The organism is Pseudomonas fungipugnans (assembly GCF_029955235.1).
Classification (GTDB): domain Bacteria; phylum Pseudomonadota; class Gammaproteobacteria; order Pseudomonadales; family Pseudomonadaceae; genus Aquipseudomonas; species Aquipseudomonas fungipugnans.
This window is the reverse complement of sequence record NZ_JARBWL010000002.1, coordinates 756554-775847: the sequence shown is the minus strand read 5'-3', so window position 1 is coordinate 775847 and position 19294 is coordinate 756554. Positions and strand designations below refer to the sequence as shown.

Below are 19294 nucleotides of genomic sequence, written 5' to 3'. Positions count from 1 at the left end.
CATCAGGCCTGATTGATGGTCTTCGAAATCACTTCAACCGTGGCGCTGACTTGCTCTTGATAACGGTCGAGTTCCAGCTTGTGCTGCTTCTGCATTTCGATCTGCTGGGAACACAGATTCATTGCGGCCAGCACCAGCAGGCGGTCACCGATCAGGGTCGGGTACTTTCTTTTGGTGTCAGCCAAAGCGGCCTTCAACATCAATGCGGCGTCCAGCAGGGTCTGCTCTTCCCCTTCCGGCGCCTTGATCGAATAGTCCTCTCCCATGATCGAGACGACTTTTACCCCTGCGGCGCCGTAACTCATGCGCTGACTGGGCCGGCGCTGACGCGCTCAACCAGGGCCTGGATGCGCGCAGCCGTAGCACCTTGCTTCTCTTCCTGTTCCATCAGGCTCAATTGCAGGCTCTCGTTTTCATCCTTGGCCTGAGCCAGTTCGGCGCTCAGGGTCTGGTTGGTGCCCAGCAGGTTCTGGTTCTGTTGCACCAGGTCGCTGACCAGTTGTTCCAATTGGCTTAGGGATGCTTCCAACATTTTGATTTTCCAGGCATTTTCAAAGGGCGCGTACGATAAAGAAAAGTCACCACCGAAGCCAGGGTTATTACGGCGCAAAGCCTTGATTTTCCTGGCGGGCGAGCTTCCTCGCGAGCTTTAAAGACTGTGATTGGCCAATCTGGTTCCTGCACTTCGTCGCCGGGCGGTTTATGCGACAAATCCGCACAGGGACTCAAGACTTTAGTCGCATGACCGATAAGTCATTCATACAGCAGTCTTAGCCCCGCACGGATGCGATTTTTTCGGTAACCACTATGTCTCTACGCAATATGAATATCGCACCGCGGGCGTTCCTCGGCTTCGCCCTGATCGGCGGCCTGATGCTGATTCTGGGGGTGTTCGCGCTGAACCAGATGAGCAAGATTCGCGGCGCCGGCCAGAACATCATCGAGAGCAGCGTGCCGAGCATCAAGGCATTGGATGAGTTCACCCAGATCACCCTGCGTTTGCGGGTACTGTCTTATCGCTTGCTGATCAACCGCGAGCCAGATGTACAGCAAAAGACCATCGAGCTGTTCGATCAGCGCAACCAACAGATTCGCGCCGCCCAGGCTGACTATGAAAAAGTCATCACCAGCCCGCAAGAACGTGCCGCCTACGATCAGTACGTGCAGTTGCTGAGTCAATACCGTCAGCTTGAAGACCGTATGAAGAGCCTGTCACGCAACAACCAGATCGACGAACTGCGCACCCTGTTGAACACCGATTTGCTGACCAATTCCGAAGCCACCAACACGGTGCTCAACCGCCTGATGCAAATCAACAACGACCAGGCCGTGCAGATCAACGGGCAAGCCGCTGACCAGTATTCGTCGGCCTTCAACCTGGTAGTGACCTTGCTGGTCATCGCCACCGGCCTGACGTTCCTGTTCGCCTGGCTGCTGACCAACAGCATCACCAAGCCCATCGCCAACGCCCTGAGCGCAGCCGAAGAAATCGCCGAAGGCGACCTGACTCGCCCGATTACCGTAGACGGCGAGGACGAAGCCGGTCGTTTGCTGGCGGCCATGGCAAAAATGCAGAACAAACTGCGCGATACCCTGCAACGGATTTCCGGCTCGGCCACGCAACTGGCCTCAGCCGCCGAAGAGCTCAACAGCGTCACCGACGAAAGCGCCCGTGGCCTGACTCAGCAGAACAACGAAATCGAGCAGGCCGCCACTGCCGTCAATGAAATGACCAGCGCCGTGGAAGAAGTGGCCCGCAACGCGGTGAGCACCTCCGAAGCCTCGAAAAACGCCACCACCTCCGCCGGTGACGGCCGTGATCTGGTGCAGGAAACGGTCAGCGCCATTGAACGCATGAGCGCCGACGTGCAAAGCACCGCGACCCTGATCGGCGACCTGGCCAACGAATCCCGCGACATCGGCAAGGTGCTGGACGTGATTCGCGGCCTGGCGGACCAGACCAACCTGCTGGCGCTGAACGCCGCGATTGAAGCGGCCCGCGCCGGTGAAGCCGGTCGTGGTTTTGCCGTGGTGGCGGACGAAGTACGGGCCCTGGCCCATCGCACGCAGCAGTCCACCAGCGAAATCGAACGCATGATCGGCAGCATCCAGAGCGGTACCGAACACGCCGTGGATTCGATGCGCAACAGCACCGAACGTGCCGAGTCGACCTTGAACATTGCCCGCGGTGCCGGCCTGTCGCTGGACACCATCAACAGTGCCATCGTCGAAATCAACGAGCGCAACCTGGTGATCGCCAGCGCGGCCGAAGAACAGGCGCAGGTGGCTCGCGAGGTTGATCGCAACCTGGTGAACATTCGCGATCTGTCGGTGCAATCGGCGACCGGCGCGAATCAGACGAGTGCCGCAAGCAGCGAACTGTCGCGCCTGGCGCTGGACCTGAACAATATGGTTGGGCGGTTTAGCCTGTAACGACCTGCAGCAGCGTCAGCTGGACTGACGCTTTCGCGAGCAAGCTCGCTCCCACAATTGACCGCGTTGTTCACATCGTTTGTGTACAACACAGATTCATTGTGGGAGCGAGCCTGCTCGCGAAGGTCCGCAGGACCAAAAGCTTTTTGACAGCATCACATTTCAACAGGTTAGAATCGGCTGGCACGCAGACTGCATGGTCAGTTTGTGCCCGCCTTTCAGCTTTCTGGAGTACTGCCTTTGAATGCGACGACCATCAACAGCCTGTTCTTGATCGGCGCGTTGCTGGTAGGTGCGAGCATTCTGGTGAGTTCTCTTTCGTCGCGTCTCGGCATCCCGATTCTGGTGATCATCCTCGCGGTCGGCATGGCCGCCGGGGTCGATGGCGGCGGCATTATTTTCGATAACTACCCGACGGCCTATCTGGTCGGCAACCTGGCGTTGGCGGTGATCCTGCTCGATGGCGGCTTGCGCACCCGGGTGGCGAGTTTCCGCGTGGCGCTCTGGCCGGCGTTATCGCTGGCCACGGTGGGCGTGCTGATCACCACCGGTTTGACCGGCATGGCTGCCGCCTGGCTGTTCAACCTCAATATCATTCAGGGCCTGCTGATCGGCGCCATCGTCGGTTCCACCGATGCCGCGGCGGTGTTCTCGCTGCTGGGCGGCAAGGGCCTGAACGAACGGGTGACCGCCAGCCTGGAAATCGAATCCGGCAGCAACGACCCAATGGCGGTGTTTCTCACCGTGACCCTGATCGACATGCTCGCCAGCGGCCAGACCGGTCTGGAATGGAGCCTGCTGGGGCACCTGATCCGCGAGTTTGGCATCGGCGGCGTGATCGGCCTGGGCGGCGGCTGGGTCATGCTGCAACTGGTCAACCGCATCAATCTGGCCAACGGCCTGTACCCGATTCTGGTGATCGCCGGCGGCCTGCTGGTGTTTGCCCTGACCAACGCCCTGCACGGCAGCGGCTTCCTGGCGGTGTACCTGTGCGGCCTGGTGATCGGCAACCGTCCGGTACGCAGCCGCCACGGCATCCTGCACATGCTCGACGGCATGGCCTGGCTGGCGCAGATCGGCATGTTCCTGGTGCTGGGCCTGCTGGTCACGCCCCATGACTTGCTGCCCATTGCCCTGCCCGCGCTGGGCCTGGCGCTGTGGATGATTCTGTTCGCCCGGCCACTGTCGGTGATGGTCGGCCTGCTGCCGTTCAAGGCGTTCCACGGTCGCGAAAAAGCGTTCATTTCCTGGGTCGGTCTGCGCGGCGCGGTGCCGATCATTCTGGCGGTGTTCCCACTGATGGCCGGGCTGCCCAATGCGCAGCTGTACTTCAACCTGGCGTTCTTTATCGTGCTGGTGTCGCTGCTGGTGCAGGGCACGAGCCTGCCGTGGGTGGCCAAACTGTTGAAAGTCACGGTGCCGCCAGAGCCGGCGCCGATCTCCCGCTCGGCGCTGGAAGTGCACGTCACCAGCGAGTGGGAGCTGTTCGTTTATCGCCTCGGTGCCGAGAAATGGTGCATCGGTTCACCGCTTCGCGAGCTGAAAATGCCCGAAGGCACCCGTATCGCGGCGCTGTTTCGTGGCCAGCAACTGCTCCATCCGTCGGGTAGTACGGTGCTGGAAGTCGATGATTTGCTGTGCGTAATCGGCCACGAACACAACTTGCCGGCCCTCGGAAAACTGTTCAGCCAGGCACCGCAACGGGGCCTGGATCTGCGCTTCTTCGGCGACTTCGTGCTCGAAGGAGACGCCCAGCTGGCCGCGGTTGCGGCACTGTACGGGCTGAAAGTCGACGGCATCGATCCGGGCATGTCCCTGGGTCACTTCATTGCCCAGAAAGTCGGCGGCGCGCCAGTCGTTGGCGACCAGGTGGAATGGAACAGCACCATCTGGACAGTCGCGGTCATGGACGGGAACAAGATCGGCAAAGTCGGCGTCAGATTCCCCGAAGGAAGTCGCCCGGGTCCGGGTTTGTTCCTCTAAACTGCCATTCTTTTCACCTAGCTCCGACCGGTCTCTATGCCTACCCTGCGCTCCCTGTTCGCCATTGCCCTGCTGGGCCTGAGTCTCTCCGTCGGTACGCTGCAAGCCGCCGAACCGCCCTCCAGCGAAGCCGTGCAGGCGAGCCTGGACAAGATCGCCGACCGCAAACTGCCGGAAGCCGATCAGAAAGCCCTGCAGACCGTCCTGCAAAACACCCTCACCCAACTCAACAACCGGCGTGACTACGACCAGAAGCTGACTGACCTCAAGCAGCAACTGGCCACCGCGCCGCGTCAGAACATCGATAACCAGCGCGAACTGGCCCGACTCAAGAGCACCAAAGCGGTGCCGGTCGAGCAGCGTTATGCCAACCTGCCGATCCCGCAGCTCGAGCAGATGCTCACCGAGCGTTCGACCCAGCAAAGCGATCTGCAAAAAGCCCTGGCCGACGCCAACAGCCTGATCATCACCGCCCAGACCCGCCCCGAGCGTGCACAGGCCGAGATCGCCAGCAGCCAGACGCGCATTCAGCAGATCAACAACACGCTCAAGGCCGGCCGGGACAACGGCAAGACCCTGAGCAGCGAGCAAAAAGACCAGCTCAACGCCGAGCTGGCAGCGCTGAACGCGCTGATCCCGCTGCGTCGCCAGGAGCTGGCCGGCAACAGCCAGTTGCAGGACCTGGGCAACAGCCAGCACGACGTGCTATCGGAAAAAGTCGCCCGCCAGGATCAGGAAATCCAGGAGCTGCAAACCCTGATCAACCAGAAGCGTCTGCTGCTGTCCCAGGAGACGGTGACCCAGCAGTCCATCGAAGCGCAAAAGTCCGGCAGCAGCAGTTTGCTGGCCACCGAAAGTGCAGCAAACCTGAAACTGTCTGATTACCTGCTGAAAAACACTGACCGCCTCAACGCCATCACCCAGCAGAACCTGCAGACCAAGCAGCAACTGGACAGCGTGACCCAGAGCGATGCGGCCCTGGACGAGCAGATCAACGTCCTCAAAGGCAGCCTGCTGCTGTCGAAGATTCTCTACAAACAGAAACAGACCCTGCCGCGCCTCAAGGTCGACCGCGACCTCGCGGACCAGATCGCTGACATTCGCCTGTATCAATTCGAAGTCAGCCAGACGCGGGAACTGCTCAGCAACCCGGCGAGCTACGTCGACAACCTGCTGGCCACTCAGCCGCCGGAACAAGTCACCCCGCAACTGCGCAAGAGCCTGCTGGAACTGGCCAACACCCGCGCCGATCTGCTGGAACGCCTTAACCGCGAACTGAGCGCAGTGCTCAACCAGTCCATCACCTTGCAGCTCAATCAGAAACAACTGCTCAGCACCACGCAAAGCCTGCGGGCGACCCTCGACGAGCAGATGTTCTGGATTCCGAGCAACAAGCCACTGGATCTGGAATGGCTGCGCGCCGTGCCGGAGCGCCTGCAACGGCAAGTCACCACCCTGCCCTGGGCCTCAAGCCTCAGTGAACTGAGCGACGGCCTGACCCAGCGTCCCCTGCTGTTCCTGCCGCTGGTGTTGCTGATCGGTGCCTTGCTGTGGCGGCGCAAAAGTCTGTACTCGCGCCTGAACAAGGTTCACCAGGACATCGGCCACTTCAAGCGCGACAGCCAGTGGCACACACCGCAGGCGATTCTGATCAATATTTTGCTGGCCATGCCGGTGTCACTGGCGCTGGCGCTGTGCGGCTATGCCTTGCAGATCGACGCCCGCGGGCAGAACGTCAACATGGGCGCAGCGTTGCTGCAAATCGCCGGGGCCTGGCTGGTGTTCTATACGGCTTACCGGATTCTCGCGCCGGGCGGCGTGGCCGAGCTGCATTTCCGCTGGGAAAAACCCCAGGTCGAATTCCTCCAGGGCTGGGTACGCCGACTCGGGCTCGTCGTGCTGGCATTGGTGGCGGTGGTGGCGGTTGCCGAGCTGCAACCAGCGGCGTTGGCCGATGACGTGCTGGGCATGCCGGTGGTGCTGACCTGCTATGCGCTGATGGCCTGGCTACTCAGCCGCCTGCTGATCAGCAGCCCGGCGCACCAGAATGCCTCGCTGCTGCGCAAGGCGGTGGGGGTGGCATTCACCGCGCTGCCGATCGCCTTGTTCGTGGCCGTCTGCTTCGGCTACTACTACACCGCGCTGAAACTCAGCGACCGCCTGATCAACACCCTGTACCTGCTGATGTTCTGGCTGGTGATCGAAGCCACGTTCGTGCGCGGCCTGAGCGTTGCCGCACGACGCCTGGCCTACCAGCGTGCCCTGGCCAAACGGCAGGCGGCGAAAGAGGCCGGCGACGGCGAGGCGGTGATCGAAGAACCGACCCTGGACATCGAGAAAGTCAACGAGCAGTCGCTGCGCCTGATCCGTCTGGCGCTGCTGGGCGGCTTCATCGCGGCGCTGTATTGGGTCTGGTCGGACCTGATCTCGGTGTTCTCGTACCTGGACAACATCACCCTCTACGAATACACCAGCGGCACCGGCGCCAACATGAGCATGGTGCCGATCAGCATCGGCGACATGCTCGGTGCGCTGATCATCATCGGCATCACCTTTGCCCTGGCGCGCAACTTGCCCGGCCTGCTTGAAGTACTGGTGCTGTCCAAGCTCAACCTGGCTCAGGGCAGTGCCTACGCCACCACCACGCTGCTGTCTTATGTGATTGCCGGCGTCGGCTTCGTCTCCACCCTGTCCACCCTCGGCGTGAGCTGGGACAAGTTGCAATGGCTGGTGGCGGCGCTGTCGGTGGGGCTCGGTTTCGGGATGCAGGAAATCTTCGCCAACTTCATCTCCGGCATCATGATCCTGTTCGAACGCCCGGTGCGGATCGGCGACACCATCACCATCGGCAACCTGTCGGGCACGGTGAGCAAGATCCGCATCCGCGCCACGACCATCACCGACTTCGACCGCAAGGACATCATTGTCCCAAACAAGACATTCATCACCGGGCAACTGATCAACTGGTCGCTGACCGACACCATCACCCGGGTGACGCTCAAGCTCGGCGTCGATTACGGTTCGGACCTCGATTTGGTCAAGGCCCTATTGCTGCAAGCCGCCCGGGAAAACCCGCGCGTGCTCAAGGAGCCCGAGCCGCACGTGTACTTCCTGAATTTCGGCGAAAGCACCCTCGACCACGAACTGCGTATGCATGTGCGTGACCTGGGTGACCGCAACCCGGTGATCGACGAGGTCAACCGCTTCATCAACCGCGAGTTCAAGAAGCAGCACATCAACATCTCGTTCCGCCAGATGGAGGTTTATCTGAAGAACCTGCATGGCCAGGAATACAAACTGGTGCCGGTCGAGGACGAGAACAAAACCATCGCCTCCCCGGACAAGCCGCAACAAGAACCGCCCATCGAAGAGCCGCCGACCAGCAAACTCGACTAAGCGCCTTATCCCTAGCAGAATGCTCGGACATTCTGCTGGAGATGGCCGTTGAAAGCCCTCGACGAACTGACCTTCGACAATCGCTTCGCCCGCCTGGGCGACGCGTTCTCAACCCACGTGCTGCCCGAGCCCATCGACGCCCCCAGACTGGTGGTCGCCAGCCCCGCCGCCATGGCGCTGCTGGACCTGGACCCGTCGGCAGCCGAGACGCCGGTGTTCGCCGAGCTGTTCGGCGGTCACAAGCTCTGGGCCGAAGCCGAGCCACGGGCGATGGTCTATTCCGGGCATCAGTTCGGTTCCTACAACCCGCAATTGGGTGACGGGCGCGGCCTGTTGCTGGGCGAGGTCTATAATGAAGCCGGCGAGCATTGGGACCTGCACCTCAAGGGCGCCGGCCAGACGCCTTATTCGCGCATGGGCGACGGACGGGCGGTGCTGCGCTCCTCGATTCGCGAATTCCTTGCCTCCGAAGCGCTGCACGCACTGAATATCCCAAGCACCCGCGCCCTGTGCGTGATCGGTTCCGACACGCCGGTATGGCGCGAGAAGCAGGAACGCGCAGCGATGGTCCTGCGCCTGTCGCCGAGCCACGTGCGCTTCGGCCATTTCGAATATTTCTACTACACCAAACGCCCCGAACAGCAGAAAGCCCTCGGCGAGCACGTGCTGGCCATGCACTTCCCCGAGTGCCTGGAACAGCCCGAACCGTATCTGGCGATGTTTCGTGAGATCGTCGAGCGCAACGCCGAACTGATCGCCAAGTGGCAGGCCTATGGCTTCTGCCACGGGGTGATGAACACCGACAACATGTCGATCCTCGGTATCACCTTCGACTTCGGCCCGTTCGCCTTCCTCGACGATTTCGACGCCAACTTCATCTGCAACCACTCCGATGATCAGGGCCGCTACTCGTTCAGCAACCAGGTGCCCATCGGCCAATGGAACCTCAGCGCCCTGGCCCAGGCGCTGACGCCGTTCATCAGCGTCGACGCCCTGCGCGAGACGCTTGGCCTGTACTTGCCGCTGTACCAGGCCCATTACCTGGACCTGATGCGCCGCCGCCTCGGCCTCAGCACTGCGGAAGATGAAGACCAGAAACTGCTGGAGCGCCTGCTGCAACTGATGCAGAACAGCGGCGTCGATTACACCCTGTTCTTCCGCCGGCTGGGCGACGAATCACCAGCGCTGGCGCTCGCCCGGCTGCGGGATGACTTCGTCGATATCAAGGGCTTCGATGCCTGGGGCGAGCTGTACATCGCCCGCGTCGCCCGCGAAGGCGAAGCGGACCAGGCGCAGCGACGTGAACGGATGCATGCGGTCAATCCGCTGTACATCCTGCGCAACTACCTGGCGCAGAAGGCCATCGATGCGGCAGAAAGCGGCGACTACACAGAAGTTCGCCGACTGCACGCGGTGTTGAGCAAGCCGTTCGAGGAACAGCCGGGGATGGGAAGCTATGCAGAGCGACCGCCCGAGTGGGGCAAGCATCTGGAGATCAGTTGTTCGTCCTGAGGGTTATCAGATGAACACTTCCACCGACACTGCAAAACGTTCAGCCAACCCGCGAATCTGCCGCAGGTTGAGTTGGCGTTTTGCGCTCAGTATCTCCGAAACGACCGATTGAGGACCGACACCGGGCAGGTCGCTCTGGGTCAACACGACTCAGCCTGGTTTTCTCGCCAAAGACTGCACGATTGAAAACATGAGCAAACGTCTCCACATAGAAGTCATCGGCTTCACTACTGGACCTCATCATGACTGACCCACTCCTTATCCCCTGCCCCCACTGCAACGGCCTCAACCGCATCCCCGCCGAGCGCCTCAGCGACCATCCAAAATGTGGCCGCTGCAAGGCCGAGGTTCTACTGAGCAAACCCTTCGAATTGAAGCAAGGCGATTACGCCAGCCAGATCAAGGGCGATCTGCCGTTGCTGGTGGACGTGTGGGCGGATTGGTGCGGGCCGTGCAAGTCGTTTGCGCCGGTATTCGAGCAGGCGGCGGGGCAGTTGGCGGGCAAGTGTCGGTTGGCGAAGCTGGACAGCGAGGCGAACCAGCAGCTGTCGGCGCAGCTGGGGATTCGCTCCATTCCGAGCCTGATTCTGTTCAAGAACGGCCGGGAAGTGGCCCGTCAGAGCGGGGCGTTTCCGTTACCGCAGTTGATGAGCTGGTTGCGTAGTCAGGGGATCTGATTGCAATCCTGAAGCCACTGCAACTCCCCTGTGGGAGCGAGCTTGCTGGCTCCCACAGGGGTTCCGGATCGCCTGTAGGAATCAGGCACTTTCCAGCAAGTTATGCAGCTCGACAAACTGCTGCGTCAGCTTGTGCCGTGGATCGAGATGGATCAGCGGCGTGTTGGCCTGATGCGACTCTCGCATGCGCACCGAACTGCCCAGGTACACCGGCAACACCGGCAAACCTTCGGCGATCAGCTCGTCAAGCATCTGCTGTGGCAGGCTGGCGCGGGCCTGGAATTGATTGACGACGATCCCTTCAACCTCCAGCCCTTCGTTGTGGTCTTCCTTCAGCTCTTCAATTTCCGCCAGCAGGCCGTACAGCGCCTGGCGCGAAAAGCTGTCGCAATCAAACGGGATCAGAACCCTATCAGCGGCAATCAGCGCCGAAACCGCATAGAAATTCAGCGCTGGCGGCGTATCAAGATAAATCCGGTCATAGTCCTCGCTGAGCTCATCAAGCAGTTTGCGCAGCTTGTTGATCTTGTGTTTGGCCTCAAGCTTGGGCTGCAAATCCGCCAGCTCGGCGGTCGCGGTGATGACGTGCAGGTTATCGAACGGCGTCTCGTAGATATCCACCTGGTTTTTCTTCGAAAACGGCCCCGAAGACAGGGTTTGCTTGAAGAAGTCAGCAATGCCCATGGGGATGTCGTTGCCGGTGAGGCCCGTCAGGTATTGAGTCGAATTGGCCTGGGCATCGAGATCCACCAACAGGGTGCGATAGCCCTCACTGGCACTGACCGCTGCCAGATTGCAGGCAATACTGGATTTGCCCACGCCACCTTTCTGATTGAACACCACGCGCCGCATGTCGAAACCTCCGTGTATCAAAGAATGACCGAGTGTAGTAGTCCAGAGCGCTGCTTAGCTACCTTGCGGGCATCAGGACTACGCAGTCAGCAGCATTCTGCGGATAAAAAAGCCGCAAAGCCGACACCTGATTGCCGATAGAGCTGACAGACCAGACCGCAGCGTTGTGAATAATGGCAATACGACAGCTTTTTGCAGACCGGTCGGTACATTTCATTGAGCAAAATGTAACCAGCATTTGCTACGGGCCCGTCGCACCGGGATAATGCGCGCCACTCGGCGTTAAGCGCCACGTATGGCTTGTCGCATTTTTTCGATTGGCCACGTCAAGGAAGCCCGCAGGGGCGGGATAAAACTTGTGATCAACTTCAACATCGCCCAATGGCGCGCATGGGCCCCCGGGCTCGAAAGCGTGGACGATTGGCAGGCCTGGAGCCGACAACCGGTCGTGCTTGCGGTCAGCGATGCCGCCCCCGACGTATCGTTTCTGCCGGCCATGCAGCGCCGACGGCTCAGCCGCCTGGCGCGGATGGCCTTCAGTGTCGGCTGGCCGCTGGCCGACGGTCGGCAGGATCTGCCGCTGGTCTTTGTTTCCCGCCACGGCGAAACCCCACGCACCTTTGACATTCTCAAGGACCTGGCCGCCGACGAACCGTTGTCGCCGACCCAGTTCAGCCTCTCCGTACACAACGCCATCATCGGCTTGTGGTCGATCATGCGCGGCGAAACCAGCGAGATGACCGCCCTCGCCGCCGCAGGCGATGGCCTGGAACACGGCATGCTGGAAGCGGCCGCATTGCTGGCCGAAGGCGCACCGGCGGTGTTGCTCGTGGTGACTGAAGAACGGCCACCGGAGGCGTACTCGACCTGGATCGACGACGTGCCGTTTCCCTATGCCGTCGGCCTGCTGATTACCCCCGGTCGCGACTGGCAGCTCTCCCTGAACAGCGCCCCGGATGAGTTGTCCAAATCACACTGGCCCCACGCGCTGAATCTGTTGCGCACCCTGCTCGGCCAGCAGTCAACCTGCCAACATGCCTGGAAAAATCGTGTATGGACCTGGCAACGCAACCGCTAACCGAAAAAAAACCGCGACGCCTATTACTGGCGCCTGCTGGCCACCGCCGCAAGCTTCGCCCTGTTCGGGCTAGGCGGACTGTGCCTGCGCGTGCTGGTTTTTCCGCTGCTCGGTTGCCTGCCCGGCGATGCCCAGGCGCACCGGCAACGGGCACGGCGCACGGTGGCCCGGTTGTTCTGGTTTTTTGTCCGTTTCATGGCCCGTACCGGCGTGCTGACCTACGACATTCAGGGCGCGGAAAAACTCGGTCGGCCGGGGCAGATGATCATCGCCAACCACCCATCGCTGATCGACGTCGTATTCCTGATCGGCCTGGTGCCTCACGCCAATTGCGTGGTGAAGAAAACCCTGTGGGAAAATCCCTTCACCCGTGGCCCGCTGCGCCGTACCGAGTACATCAGCAACGACGGCAGCATGGACATGCTGGACGCGGCGGCGGACGCCCTGAAAAGTGGTCAAACCCTGATCATCTTTCCCGAAGGCACCCGCACCCAACCGGGCCAGGCGCCGGCCTTTCATCGGGGCGCCGCGGCAATCGCCCTGCGCGGTGCGAGAATTCTCACGCCGGTAATCATCAAGGTCAGCCCCACCACGCTGACCAAGGCCGAACCCTGGTATCGCATCCCGAAACGCCGGGTGCACTTCAGTTTTCGTGTCGGGGCCGATATAGACCCACAGACCTTCGCCGCACAAGGCCCTGCACCTCAGGCTTCGCGCAAGCTCAACGACTATTTGCACCATTACTTTACTAAGGAGCTCGCCGAAGATGAGCGATCTGAACACCCCTAGCCTGGAGCAGGACATCAAGGCCCTGATCATCGACGCCCTGGGTCTGGAAGACATCAGTGTCGACGACATCGGCAGCGAACAGACGCTGTTCGGCGAAGGCCTGGGCCTGGACTCGGTAGACGCCCTGGAACTGGGCCTGGCGATCCAGAAAAAGTACGGCATCAAGATCGACGCCGACGCCAAGGACACCCGCAATCACTTCACCAATGTGGCGAGCCTCGCGGCGTTCGTCACTGCAAAACAGGCAGCTTGAGACCGGACCATGCAAACTCGTGACGATATTTTCAACACCTTGCGCGATGCCTTGGTCGAGCTTTTTGAACTGGATCCGGCTCGCGTGAGCCTGGACTCGAACCTGTATCAGGACCTGGAAATCGACAGCATCGACGCCGTCGACCTGATTGATCACATCAAACGCCAGACCGGCAAGAAAATCGCCGCCGAAGAATTCAAGTCGGTGCGCACCGTCCGCGACGTGGTCGAGGCGGTCTACCGTCTGGTTCAACCGGCCGCATGAGCCGATTGATCGGCCTCGGCCTGCTGCTGGCGGGCCTGTTGTACCCCTTTGCGGTGTATTTCGGCATGGAGCACTTTGCCCCGTGGCAGTTCGGGCTGCTGCTCGGTGGCCTGTGGCTGGCCCGGGCGCTGACCGGCGAACGCCGCCCCGGCAGCCTGTGGATGGCCATCGTCGCCATCGTGTTTTGCCTGCTGCTGGCGCTGTTCGACAGCCCGCTGTTGTTGCGCTGGTATCCGGTGCTGATCAGCGGCTTCATGCTGGCGCTGTTCGGTCTGAGCCTGAAATACGGCCCGCCGATGGCCGAGCGCCTGGCTCGCCTGCGCGAGCCGCAGCTGCCACCCAAGGCCATTCGTTATACGCGCCAGGTCACGGTGGCCTGGAGTGTGTTTTTTTTCTGCAACGGTTTGTGCGCCGCCGCGCTGACCCTATGGGCGCCGCTGAGTTGGTGGATGTTGTACACCGGCCTGATCTCCTACGGGTTGATCGGCCTGATGTTTGCCATTGAATGGCTCATACGACAACGGGTACGAGGCCACCCATGAATTGGATAAAACTTGAGCAATTGTTGCTCAAGGCTCAGCCGGAGCGCGCCGTCACGGCCGGACCGGCGTTGAACCACGCGCAGCTGTGCGAGCAGGCATTGAGCCTGGCCGCCGGCCTGCAAGCCCAAGGCGTGCAACGCATTGCCGTGCACCTTGAAGACGCCGCCGACCTGGCGATTGCCCTGCTCGGCGCCTGGCGCGCCGGAGTCAGCGTGCTGCTGCCCGCCGACCTGCAAGCCCAGACACGCCAGCGCTGGTCGAAGGAAGTCGACCTGTGGCTGACCGATCAGGATGACGACGCGCACCTGGCCGATTATCACCAGCGGCCACTCGCGGCGGCTGCGCTGGATCTGGACCGCTGTCAGTTGAGCCTGTGTACCTCCGGCTCCAGTGGCGAACCCAAACGCATCGACAAAACCCTGCGCCAACTGGCCAATGAGGTCCAGGCGCTGGAGCAACTGTGGGGTGCCGACCTGGGCCAGGCCTGCATCATCGGCAGCGTCGCCACCCAGCACATTTATGGGTTGTTGTTCCGGGCGCTATGGCCGTTGTGCGCCGGACGTACGTTCGTGCGCAAACAACTGGCCTTCCCGGAAGACCTGCAGCGCGCCAGTCGCGAACACCCGACATTTACCTGGATCGCCAGCCCGGCGCTGCTCAAACGCATGGGCGACAACCTCGACTGGCCAGCCTTGAGCGCAGTGCGCCGGGTGTTCTCCTCGGGTGGCGCGTTGCCCAACGAGGCCGCATACAGCCTGCATGAGCGCTTGCAGCAATGGCCGACGGAAATTCTCGGCAGCTCGGAAACCGGCGGTATCGCCTGGCGTCAGGGCAACGCGCTCTGGCAGCCGTTCGCCGATGTCGAGCTGAGCCAGGACAGCGACGGCGCCTTGCTCATTGCCTCGCCGTACTTGCCGGCCGGTCACATCGAACACACCGCCGACGCCGCACGGATCGCCGCCGACGGCCGCTTCGAACTGCTGGGGCGGCTGGACCGGATCGTCAAACTGGAAGAAAAACGTATCTCGCTGCCGATGCTGGAACAGGCGCTGATGGCCCACGCCTGGGTTGCTGAAGCGCGCCTGGGCGTCGTCCAGGAAAACCGCGCCTCGCTGGGTGCGCTGCTGGTGTTGAGCGAATCCGGCCTGCACGCGTTGCGCAATCAGGGTCGTCGCACCCTGACCCAGGAACTGCGCCAACACCTGGGCCAACACTGTGAAGCCCTGGCCCTGCCACGACGCTGGCGCCTGCTGCGTCAACTGCCGCTGAACGCGCAAGGCAAACTGCCCCAGGCCGAAGTCGAAACCCTGCTGCTGGCACCGCGCCCGAAGGCGCCGCAGGTGCTGGAGCAGGTTGAAACCAACGGTGAATGGAGCCTGCAACTGGCCGTGCCTCCGGACCTCGCCTACTTCAGCGGCCACTTCCCGCAAACACCGGTTTTGCCCGGTGTGGTGCAGGTGGACTGGGCGCTGAACCTGGGTCAGCACTTGATGCAACTGCCGGAAAAGTTCGCGGGTATGGAAGTGCTGAAATTCCAGCAACTGGTGCGTCCTGGGGATGAAATCCAGCTGCACCTGCGTTTTGATCAGGAGCGCGGCAAGCTGTATTTCGCGTTTCGCAATGAGACGGCAACCTGCTCCAGTGGGCGGATTTTGCTGGAGGCAGCAGATGCATAAGTCAGGTGAGTGCTGCGCACTCATTCGCGGGCAAGCCCGCTCCTACCTTGGATCTTCACCGACCACAAACGTTGTGATCGACACAAGACCCGTGTGGGAGCGGGCTTGCCCGCGATGGGATCAACCAGATACTCCAGGGGAAACACCCGATGCATAACCCCTGCGCCATCATCCCGGTCTACAACCACGAAACCGCAATCACCAGCGTGGTCGACGCCTTGCTCGCGCGCAATCTGCCCTGCATTCTGGTAGACGACGCCAGCAGCCCCGCCTGCGCCAAAGTCCTTGACCAACTGGCGCTGCGCGACAGCGTCTACCTGATCCGCCTCACCGCCAATGAAGGCAAGGGCGGCGCGGTCATGACCGGCCTGCGCGAAGCCTCGCGCCTGGGCTTTAGCCATGCGTTGCAGGTGGATGCCGACGGCCAGCACGACCTGAACGACGTCGCCACCTTCATCGAACAATCCCGCGCCCACCCCGAGGCGGTGATCTGCGGTTATCCACGCTACGACGCCAGCGTGCCCAAGGGTCGCCTCTATGCCCGCTACCTGACCCACGTCATGGTGTGGATCAACACCTTGTCGTTGCAGATCCGCGATTCGATGTGCGGCTTTCGCGTGTACCCATTGCCGCCGACCCTGGCGCTGATCGACTCGGCGAAGATCGGCAAACGCATGGATTTCGACTCGGACATTCTGGTACGCCTGGCGTGGCGCAATCAGCCGATGCAGTGGCTGCAAACCAGGGTTCACTACCCGCTGGACGGCGTCTCGCATTTCCGCCTGTTCCGCGACAACGTGCTGATCTCCAGCATGCACACCCGGCTGTTCTTCGGCATGTTGCTGCGCGCACCGGCGATCCTCTGGCGGCGGTGGCGGACATGAGCGATAACATTGATAAAAAACACTGGGCCGACCGCCAGGAGCGCGGCAGTTTCCGGCTGATGAAATTCACCGCCTTGTGCGCCAAAGTGCTGGGCCGACGCCTGCTGAGCCCACTGCTATACGGCATCGTTTTGTACTTTTTCCTGTTCGGCCGCAGTGCGCGCAAGAGTATCTGGCAGTACCAGCAACGCCTGGCCGACTGGGCCGCTCGCCCGGACTTGCGCCCGACCCATTGGCGGGTGTTCGGCCAGTTCATGGCCTTCGCCGATTCGATGCTCGACAAGCTCGACGTGTGGAACGGCAAGCTGAGCATCGAGCAGATTGAAATCATCGACCCGGCCCTGCTGCGTTCGCAATTGCGTGGCGCTCGCGGGCAGATGCTGGTGGGTGCGCACCTGGGCAATCTTGAAGTCTGCCGCGCGCTGGCGGAGATCGGCGAAAAAGTCACCATGAACGTGCTGGTGCATACCAAGCACGCCGAGCAGTTCAACCGCCTGCTGGGCGAGGCCGGGGCGACCAATCTGCGCCTGATTCAGGTCAGCGAGTTAACGCCGGTGGTCATGCTGCAACTCAGCGAGCGCCTGGAGCGCGGCGAGTGGCTGGCGATTGCCGGCGACCGTGTGCCGCTGCATGGCGGGCGCAGCGTGACCGTGGATTTCCTCGGCCACCCGGCGGCGTTCCCCCAAGGCCCGTGGCTGCTGGCCGGCCTGCTGAAATGCCCGGTCAATCTGCTGTTGTGCCTGAAAAAACCGACGGGCGATTATCGACTGACCCTCGAACCGTTCACCGAGGCCGTGGCGTGGAAGCGCAGCGACCGCGAGCAGGTCATTCATCAGTGGGCCACCCGCTATGCCGAGCGCCTGGGTCACTATTGCCTCGAAGCGCCCCAACAATGGTTCAACTTTTACCCTTTCTGGAAGACCGATGACGACGCCAACGCATGAGCCGATAACTTTCGGCGAACTCCCTTTGCGCATCGAAGACGTGCTGGCCCTGGCCAACCGTCAGGCACCGACGCAGCTGCAAGGCGACCCCGCCTATCGCGAACGCATCGCCAAGGGCGCACGTTTTCTCGACTCGCTGCTGGACAAGGAAGGCGTGATTTACGGCGTGACCACCGGTTACGGCGACTCCTGTGTGGTCGCGGTGCCGCTGCATCACGTCGAGGCGCTGCCCCGTCATCTGTACACCTTCCACGGTTGCGGGCTGGGCAAATTGCTCGACGCCCAGGCCACCCGCGCGGTGCTGGCGGCACGCTTGCAGTCGCTGTGCCACGGCGTGTCCGGGGTACGCGTGGAACTGCTGGAGCGTCTGCAGGCGTTCCTCGAACACGACATTCTGCCGCTGATCCCGGAAGAAGGCTCGGTGGGCGCCAGCGGTGACCTGACGCCGTTGTCTTATGTGGCCGCCACCTTGTCCGGCGAGCGCGAAGTGATGTTCCGTGGCGAACGCCGTCAGGCCGCCGACGTGCATCGCGAACTGGGCTGGCAGCCGCTGGTGCTGCGCCCGAAAGAAGCGCTGGCCCTGATGAACGGCACCGCCGTGATGACCGGCCTCGCCTGCCTGGCCTTCGCCCGCGCCGATTACCTGCTGCAACTGGCCACGCGCATCACCGCGCTGAACGTGGTCGCGCTGCAAGGCAACCCGGAACACTTCGACGAGCGCCTGTTTGCCACCAAGCCTCATCCGGGACAGATGCAAGTCGCCGCGTGGCTGCGCAAGGACCTGGCGATCGACGCGCCGACCGCGCCGCTGCATCGCCTGCAAGATCGCTACTCTCTGCGCTGCGCGCCGCACGTCCTCGGGGTGTTGGCCGACAGCCTGAACTGGCTGCGTTCGTTCATCGAGATCGAACTCAACAGCGCCAACGACAACCCGATCATCGACGCCGAAGCCGAGCGCGTGCTGCACGGCGGGCACTTCTACGGCGGCCACATCGCGTTCGCCATGGACAGCCTGAAGAACCTTGTCGCCAACGTTGCCGACCTGCTGGACCGCCAGCTTGCACTGTTGGTGGACGAGCGTTACAACCACGGCTTGCCGAGCAACCTGTCGGGCGCCAGCGCCGAACGGGCGATGCTCAACCACGGCTTCAAGGCGGTGCAGATCGGCACCAGCGCCTGGACCGCCGAGGCGCTGAAAAACACCATGCCGGCCAGCGTGTTCTCGCGCTCCACCGAGTGCCACAACCAGGACAAGGTGAGCATGGGCACCATCGCCGCCCGCGATGCCATCCGCGTGCTGGAGCTGACCGAGCAAGTCGCCGCCGCCACCCTGCTGGCGGCCAATCAGGGCGTGTGGCTGCGCAGCCGGGCCGAAGACGCCCGTCCGCTGCCACCCGCCCTCGCCGAGATGCACGAAGCACTGGCCAAGGACTTCCCGCCCGTCATCGAAGACCGTGCGCTGGAAGGTGAATTGCGCCTGTGCCTGCAACGCATCGCCGAGCAACACTGGAGGCTGCATGCGTAGTCCGGGAGTGATCCACGCCGACACGCACATCCTCGTGCCGTTCTTCGATGTCGACACCATGCACGTGGTCTGGCACGGCCACTACGTCAAATACCTGGAAGTCGCCCGCTGCGCCCTGCTGGACAAAATCGGCCACAACTACACGGCGATGGTCGAGTCCGGCTACGCGTGGCCGGTGATCGACCTGCAACTGCGCTACGTGCGCGGCGCCGTGTTCGGCCAGACCCTGAACGTGCGCGCCAGTCTGGTGGAGTGGGAGAACCGGCTGAAGGTCAACTACCTGATCAGCGACCTGGCCACTGGCGAACGCCTGACCCGCGCCAGCACGGTGCAGGTTGCCGTCGACATGAGCAGCCGCGAAATGCAGCTGGCCTCGCCGAAAATCTTCACCGACGCCGTTGAAAGGATGCTGCCATGAACCCCGGTTTCGACACCGCTTGCGACGCCCAGGCAACTCCCCATGGCGAGCGAGCTTGCTCGCGCTTG

General features: G+C 62.0%; 17 protein-coding genes and 3 pseudogenes. 16 read left to right on the top strand and 4 right to left on the bottom strand.

The window, feature by feature from the left end; all coding sequences use genetic code 11:
• Positions 1–2 precede the first annotated feature (2 nt).
• A complete protein-coding gene (locus tag POF45_RS18480; protein WP_259498633.1) occupies positions 3–305 on the bottom strand; it encodes a cell division protein ZapA in 303 nt (100 codons plus the stop codon).
• Positions 302–532, bottom strand: coding sequence for a hypothetical protein (locus POF45_RS18475; protein ID WP_017336178.1), 231 nt, complete (start codon positions 530–532; stop codon positions 302–304). Before POF45_RS18475 ends, POF45_RS18480 begins: the two co-directional genes overlap by 4 nt.
• 275 nt (positions 533–807) lie before the next feature.
• Between POF45_RS18475 and POF45_RS29910 the strand changes: the two are divergent.
• From POF45_RS29910 to selO, 5 genes and pseudogenes are all read left to right on the top strand, one after another.
• Positions 808–1578, top strand: a pseudogene (locus POF45_RS29910) (MCP four helix bundle domain-containing protein); the annotation flags it as partial.
• The gene (locus POF45_RS29905) at positions 1561–2433 is read left to right on the top strand and encodes a methyl-accepting chemotaxis protein (RefSeq protein ID WP_409077942.1); all 873 of its coding nucleotides are present in this window, start codon (positions 1561–1563) and stop codon (positions 2431–2433) included. The pseudogene POF45_RS29910 and the gene POF45_RS29905, both read left to right, overlap by 18 nt.
• 240 nt (positions 2434–2673) lie before the next feature.
• A complete protein-coding gene (locus tag POF45_RS18465) occupies positions 2674–4416 on the top strand; it encodes a potassium/proton antiporter (RefSeq protein WP_259498630.1) in 1743 nt (580 codons plus the stop codon).
• Positions 4417–4452: 36 nt separating this feature from the next.
• Complete coding sequence (gene mscK / locus POF45_RS18460; protein ID WP_282316346.1) at positions 4453–7812, top strand: mechanosensitive channel MscK; 3360 nt, start codon at positions 4453–4455, stop codon at positions 7810–7812.
• Between the two features lie 48 nt (positions 7813–7860).
• Positions 7861–9324, top strand: coding sequence for a protein adenylyltransferase SelO (gene selO / locus POF45_RS18455; RefSeq protein ID WP_282316344.1), 1464 nt, complete (start codon positions 7861–7863; stop codon positions 9322–9324).
• 6 nt (positions 9325–9330) lie between these two features.
• Here selO and POF45_RS18450 read toward each other — a convergent pair.
• Positions 9331–9468 (bottom strand): annotated as a pseudogene (locus tag POF45_RS18450) (transcriptional regulator); the annotation flags it as partial.
• 98 nt (positions 9469–9566) lie between these two features.
• Between POF45_RS18450 and trxC the strand changes: the two are divergent.
• Complete coding sequence (gene trxC / locus POF45_RS18445; protein WP_123435540.1) at positions 9567–10001, top strand: thioredoxin TrxC; 435 nt, start codon at positions 9567–9569, stop codon at positions 9999–10001.
• An 81-nt stretch (positions 10002–10082) separates the two neighbouring features.
• On the opposite strand, the gene POF45_RS18440 is transcribed toward trxC, so the two are convergent.
• A complete protein-coding gene (locus POF45_RS18440; protein WP_259498626.1) occupies positions 10083–10853 on the bottom strand; it encodes a ParA family protein in 771 nt (256 codons plus the stop codon).
• A 358-nt stretch (positions 10854–11211) separates the two neighbouring features.
• Between POF45_RS18440 and POF45_RS18435 the strand changes: the two genes are divergently transcribed.
• From POF45_RS18435 to POF45_RS18390, 10 genes and pseudogenes are all read left to right on the top strand, one after another.
• Entirely contained in the window at positions 11212–11931 is a 720-nt protein-coding gene (locus tag POF45_RS18435; protein WP_259498624.1) for a beta-ketoacyl synthase chain length factor, read from the top strand.
• A pseudogene (locus tag POF45_RS18430) lies at positions 11907–12720 on the top strand (lysophospholipid acyltransferase family protein). Before POF45_RS18435 ends, POF45_RS18430 begins: the two are co-directional and overlap by 25 nt.
• Positions 12698–12973: a phosphopantetheine-binding protein gene (locus POF45_RS18425; RefSeq protein WP_259498621.1), complete on the top strand. Its 276-nt coding sequence runs from the start codon at positions 12698–12700 to the stop codon at positions 12971–12973. The pseudogene POF45_RS18430 and the gene POF45_RS18425 overlap by 23 nt, the downstream one beginning before the upstream one ends.
• A 9-nt stretch (positions 12974–12982) precedes the next feature.
• Positions 12983–13237: an acyl carrier protein gene (locus POF45_RS18420; protein ID WP_259498620.1), complete on the top strand. Its 255-nt coding sequence runs from the start codon at positions 12983–12985 to the stop codon at positions 13235–13237.
• On the top strand, positions 13234–13779 hold the full coding sequence (locus tag POF45_RS18415; protein WP_282316343.1) for a COG4648 family protein: 546 nt from the start codon (positions 13234–13236) through the stop codon (positions 13777–13779). Before POF45_RS18420 ends, POF45_RS18415 begins: the two co-directional genes overlap by 4 nt.
• Positions 13776–15455 (top strand): acyl-CoA synthetase family protein, encoded by a 1680-nt coding sequence (locus POF45_RS18410; protein WP_282316342.1) that lies wholly within the window; start codon positions 13776–13778, stop codon positions 15453–15455. Before POF45_RS18415 ends, POF45_RS18410 begins: the two co-directional genes overlap by 4 nt.
• 149 nt (positions 15456–15604) lie before the next feature.
• Positions 15605–16339: a glycosyltransferase family 2 protein gene (locus tag POF45_RS18405; protein WP_282316341.1), complete on the top strand. Its 735-nt coding sequence runs from the start codon at positions 15605–15607 to the stop codon at positions 16337–16339.
• Positions 16336–17283 carry a lysophospholipid acyltransferase family protein gene (locus POF45_RS18400; protein ID WP_282316340.1) on the top strand — a complete coding sequence of 316 codons (948 nt, stop codon included), beginning with the start codon at positions 16336–16338 and terminating at the stop codon, positions 17281–17283. The genes POF45_RS18405 and POF45_RS18400 overlap by 4 nt, the downstream gene beginning before the upstream one ends.
• Complete coding sequence (locus POF45_RS18395; RefSeq protein WP_259498613.1) at positions 17264–18808, top strand: HAL/PAL/TAL family ammonia-lyase; 1545 nt, start codon at positions 17264–17266, stop codon at positions 18806–18808. Before POF45_RS18400 ends, POF45_RS18395 begins: the two co-directional genes overlap by 20 nt.
• Positions 18801–19226: an acyl-CoA thioesterase gene (locus POF45_RS18390; RefSeq protein ID WP_259498612.1), complete on the top strand. Its 426-nt coding sequence runs from the start codon at positions 18801–18803 to the stop codon at positions 19224–19226. The genes POF45_RS18395 and POF45_RS18390 overlap by 8 nt, the downstream gene beginning before the upstream one ends.
• Positions 19227–19294 lie beyond the last annotated feature (68 nt).

Bases quoted from the DNA above. Each gene is read 5' to 3' on its own strand.
- POF45_RS18425 (WP_259498621.1), top strand. From the start codon at position 12,698: ATGAGCGATCTGAACACCCCTAGCCTGGAGCAGGACATCAAGGCCCTG.
- POF45_RS18400 (WP_282316340.1), top strand. From the start codon at position 16,336: ATGAGCGATAACATTGATAAAAAACACTGGGCCGACCGCCAGGAGCGC.
- POF45_RS18440 (WP_259498626.1), bottom strand. From the start codon at position 10,853: ATGCGGCGCGTGGTGTTCAATCAGAAAGGTGGCGTGGGCAAATCCAGT.
- POF45_RS29905 (WP_409077942.1), top strand. From the start codon at position 1,561: ATGGCAAAAATGCAGAACAAACTGCGCGATACCCTGCAACGGATTTCC.
- POF45_RS18480 (WP_259498633.1), bottom strand. From the start codon at position 305: ATGAGTTACGGCGCCGCAGGGGTAAAAGTCGTCTCGATCATGGGAGAG.
- POF45_RS18390 (WP_259498612.1), top strand. From the start codon at position 18,801: ATGCGTAGTCCGGGAGTGATCCACGCCGACACGCACATCCTCGTGCCG.
- POF45_RS18475 (WP_017336178.1), bottom strand. From the start codon at position 532: ATGTTGGAAGCATCCCTAAGCCAATTGGAACAACTGGTCAGCGACCTG.
- trxC (WP_123435540.1), top strand. From the start codon at position 9,567: ATGACTGACCCACTCCTTATCCCCTGCCCCCACTGCAACGGCCTCAAC.
- POF45_RS18420 (WP_259498620.1), top strand. From the start codon at position 12,983: ATGCAAACTCGTGACGATATTTTCAACACCTTGCGCGATGCCTTGGTC.
- mscK (WP_282316346.1), top strand. From the start codon at position 4,453: ATGCCTACCCTGCGCTCCCTGTTCGCCATTGCCCTGCTGGGCCTGAGT.
- POF45_RS18395 (WP_259498613.1), top strand. From the start codon at position 17,264: ATGACGACGCCAACGCATGAGCCGATAACTTTCGGCGAACTCCCTTTG.
- POF45_RS18410 (WP_282316342.1), top strand. From the start codon at position 13,776: ATGAATTGGATAAAACTTGAGCAATTGTTGCTCAAGGCTCAGCCGGAG.
- POF45_RS18415 (WP_282316343.1), top strand. From the start codon at position 13,234: ATGAGCCGATTGATCGGCCTCGGCCTGCTGCTGGCGGGCCTGTTGTAC.
- POF45_RS18405 (WP_282316341.1), top strand. From the start codon at position 15,605: ATGCATAACCCCTGCGCCATCATCCCGGTCTACAACCACGAAACCGCA.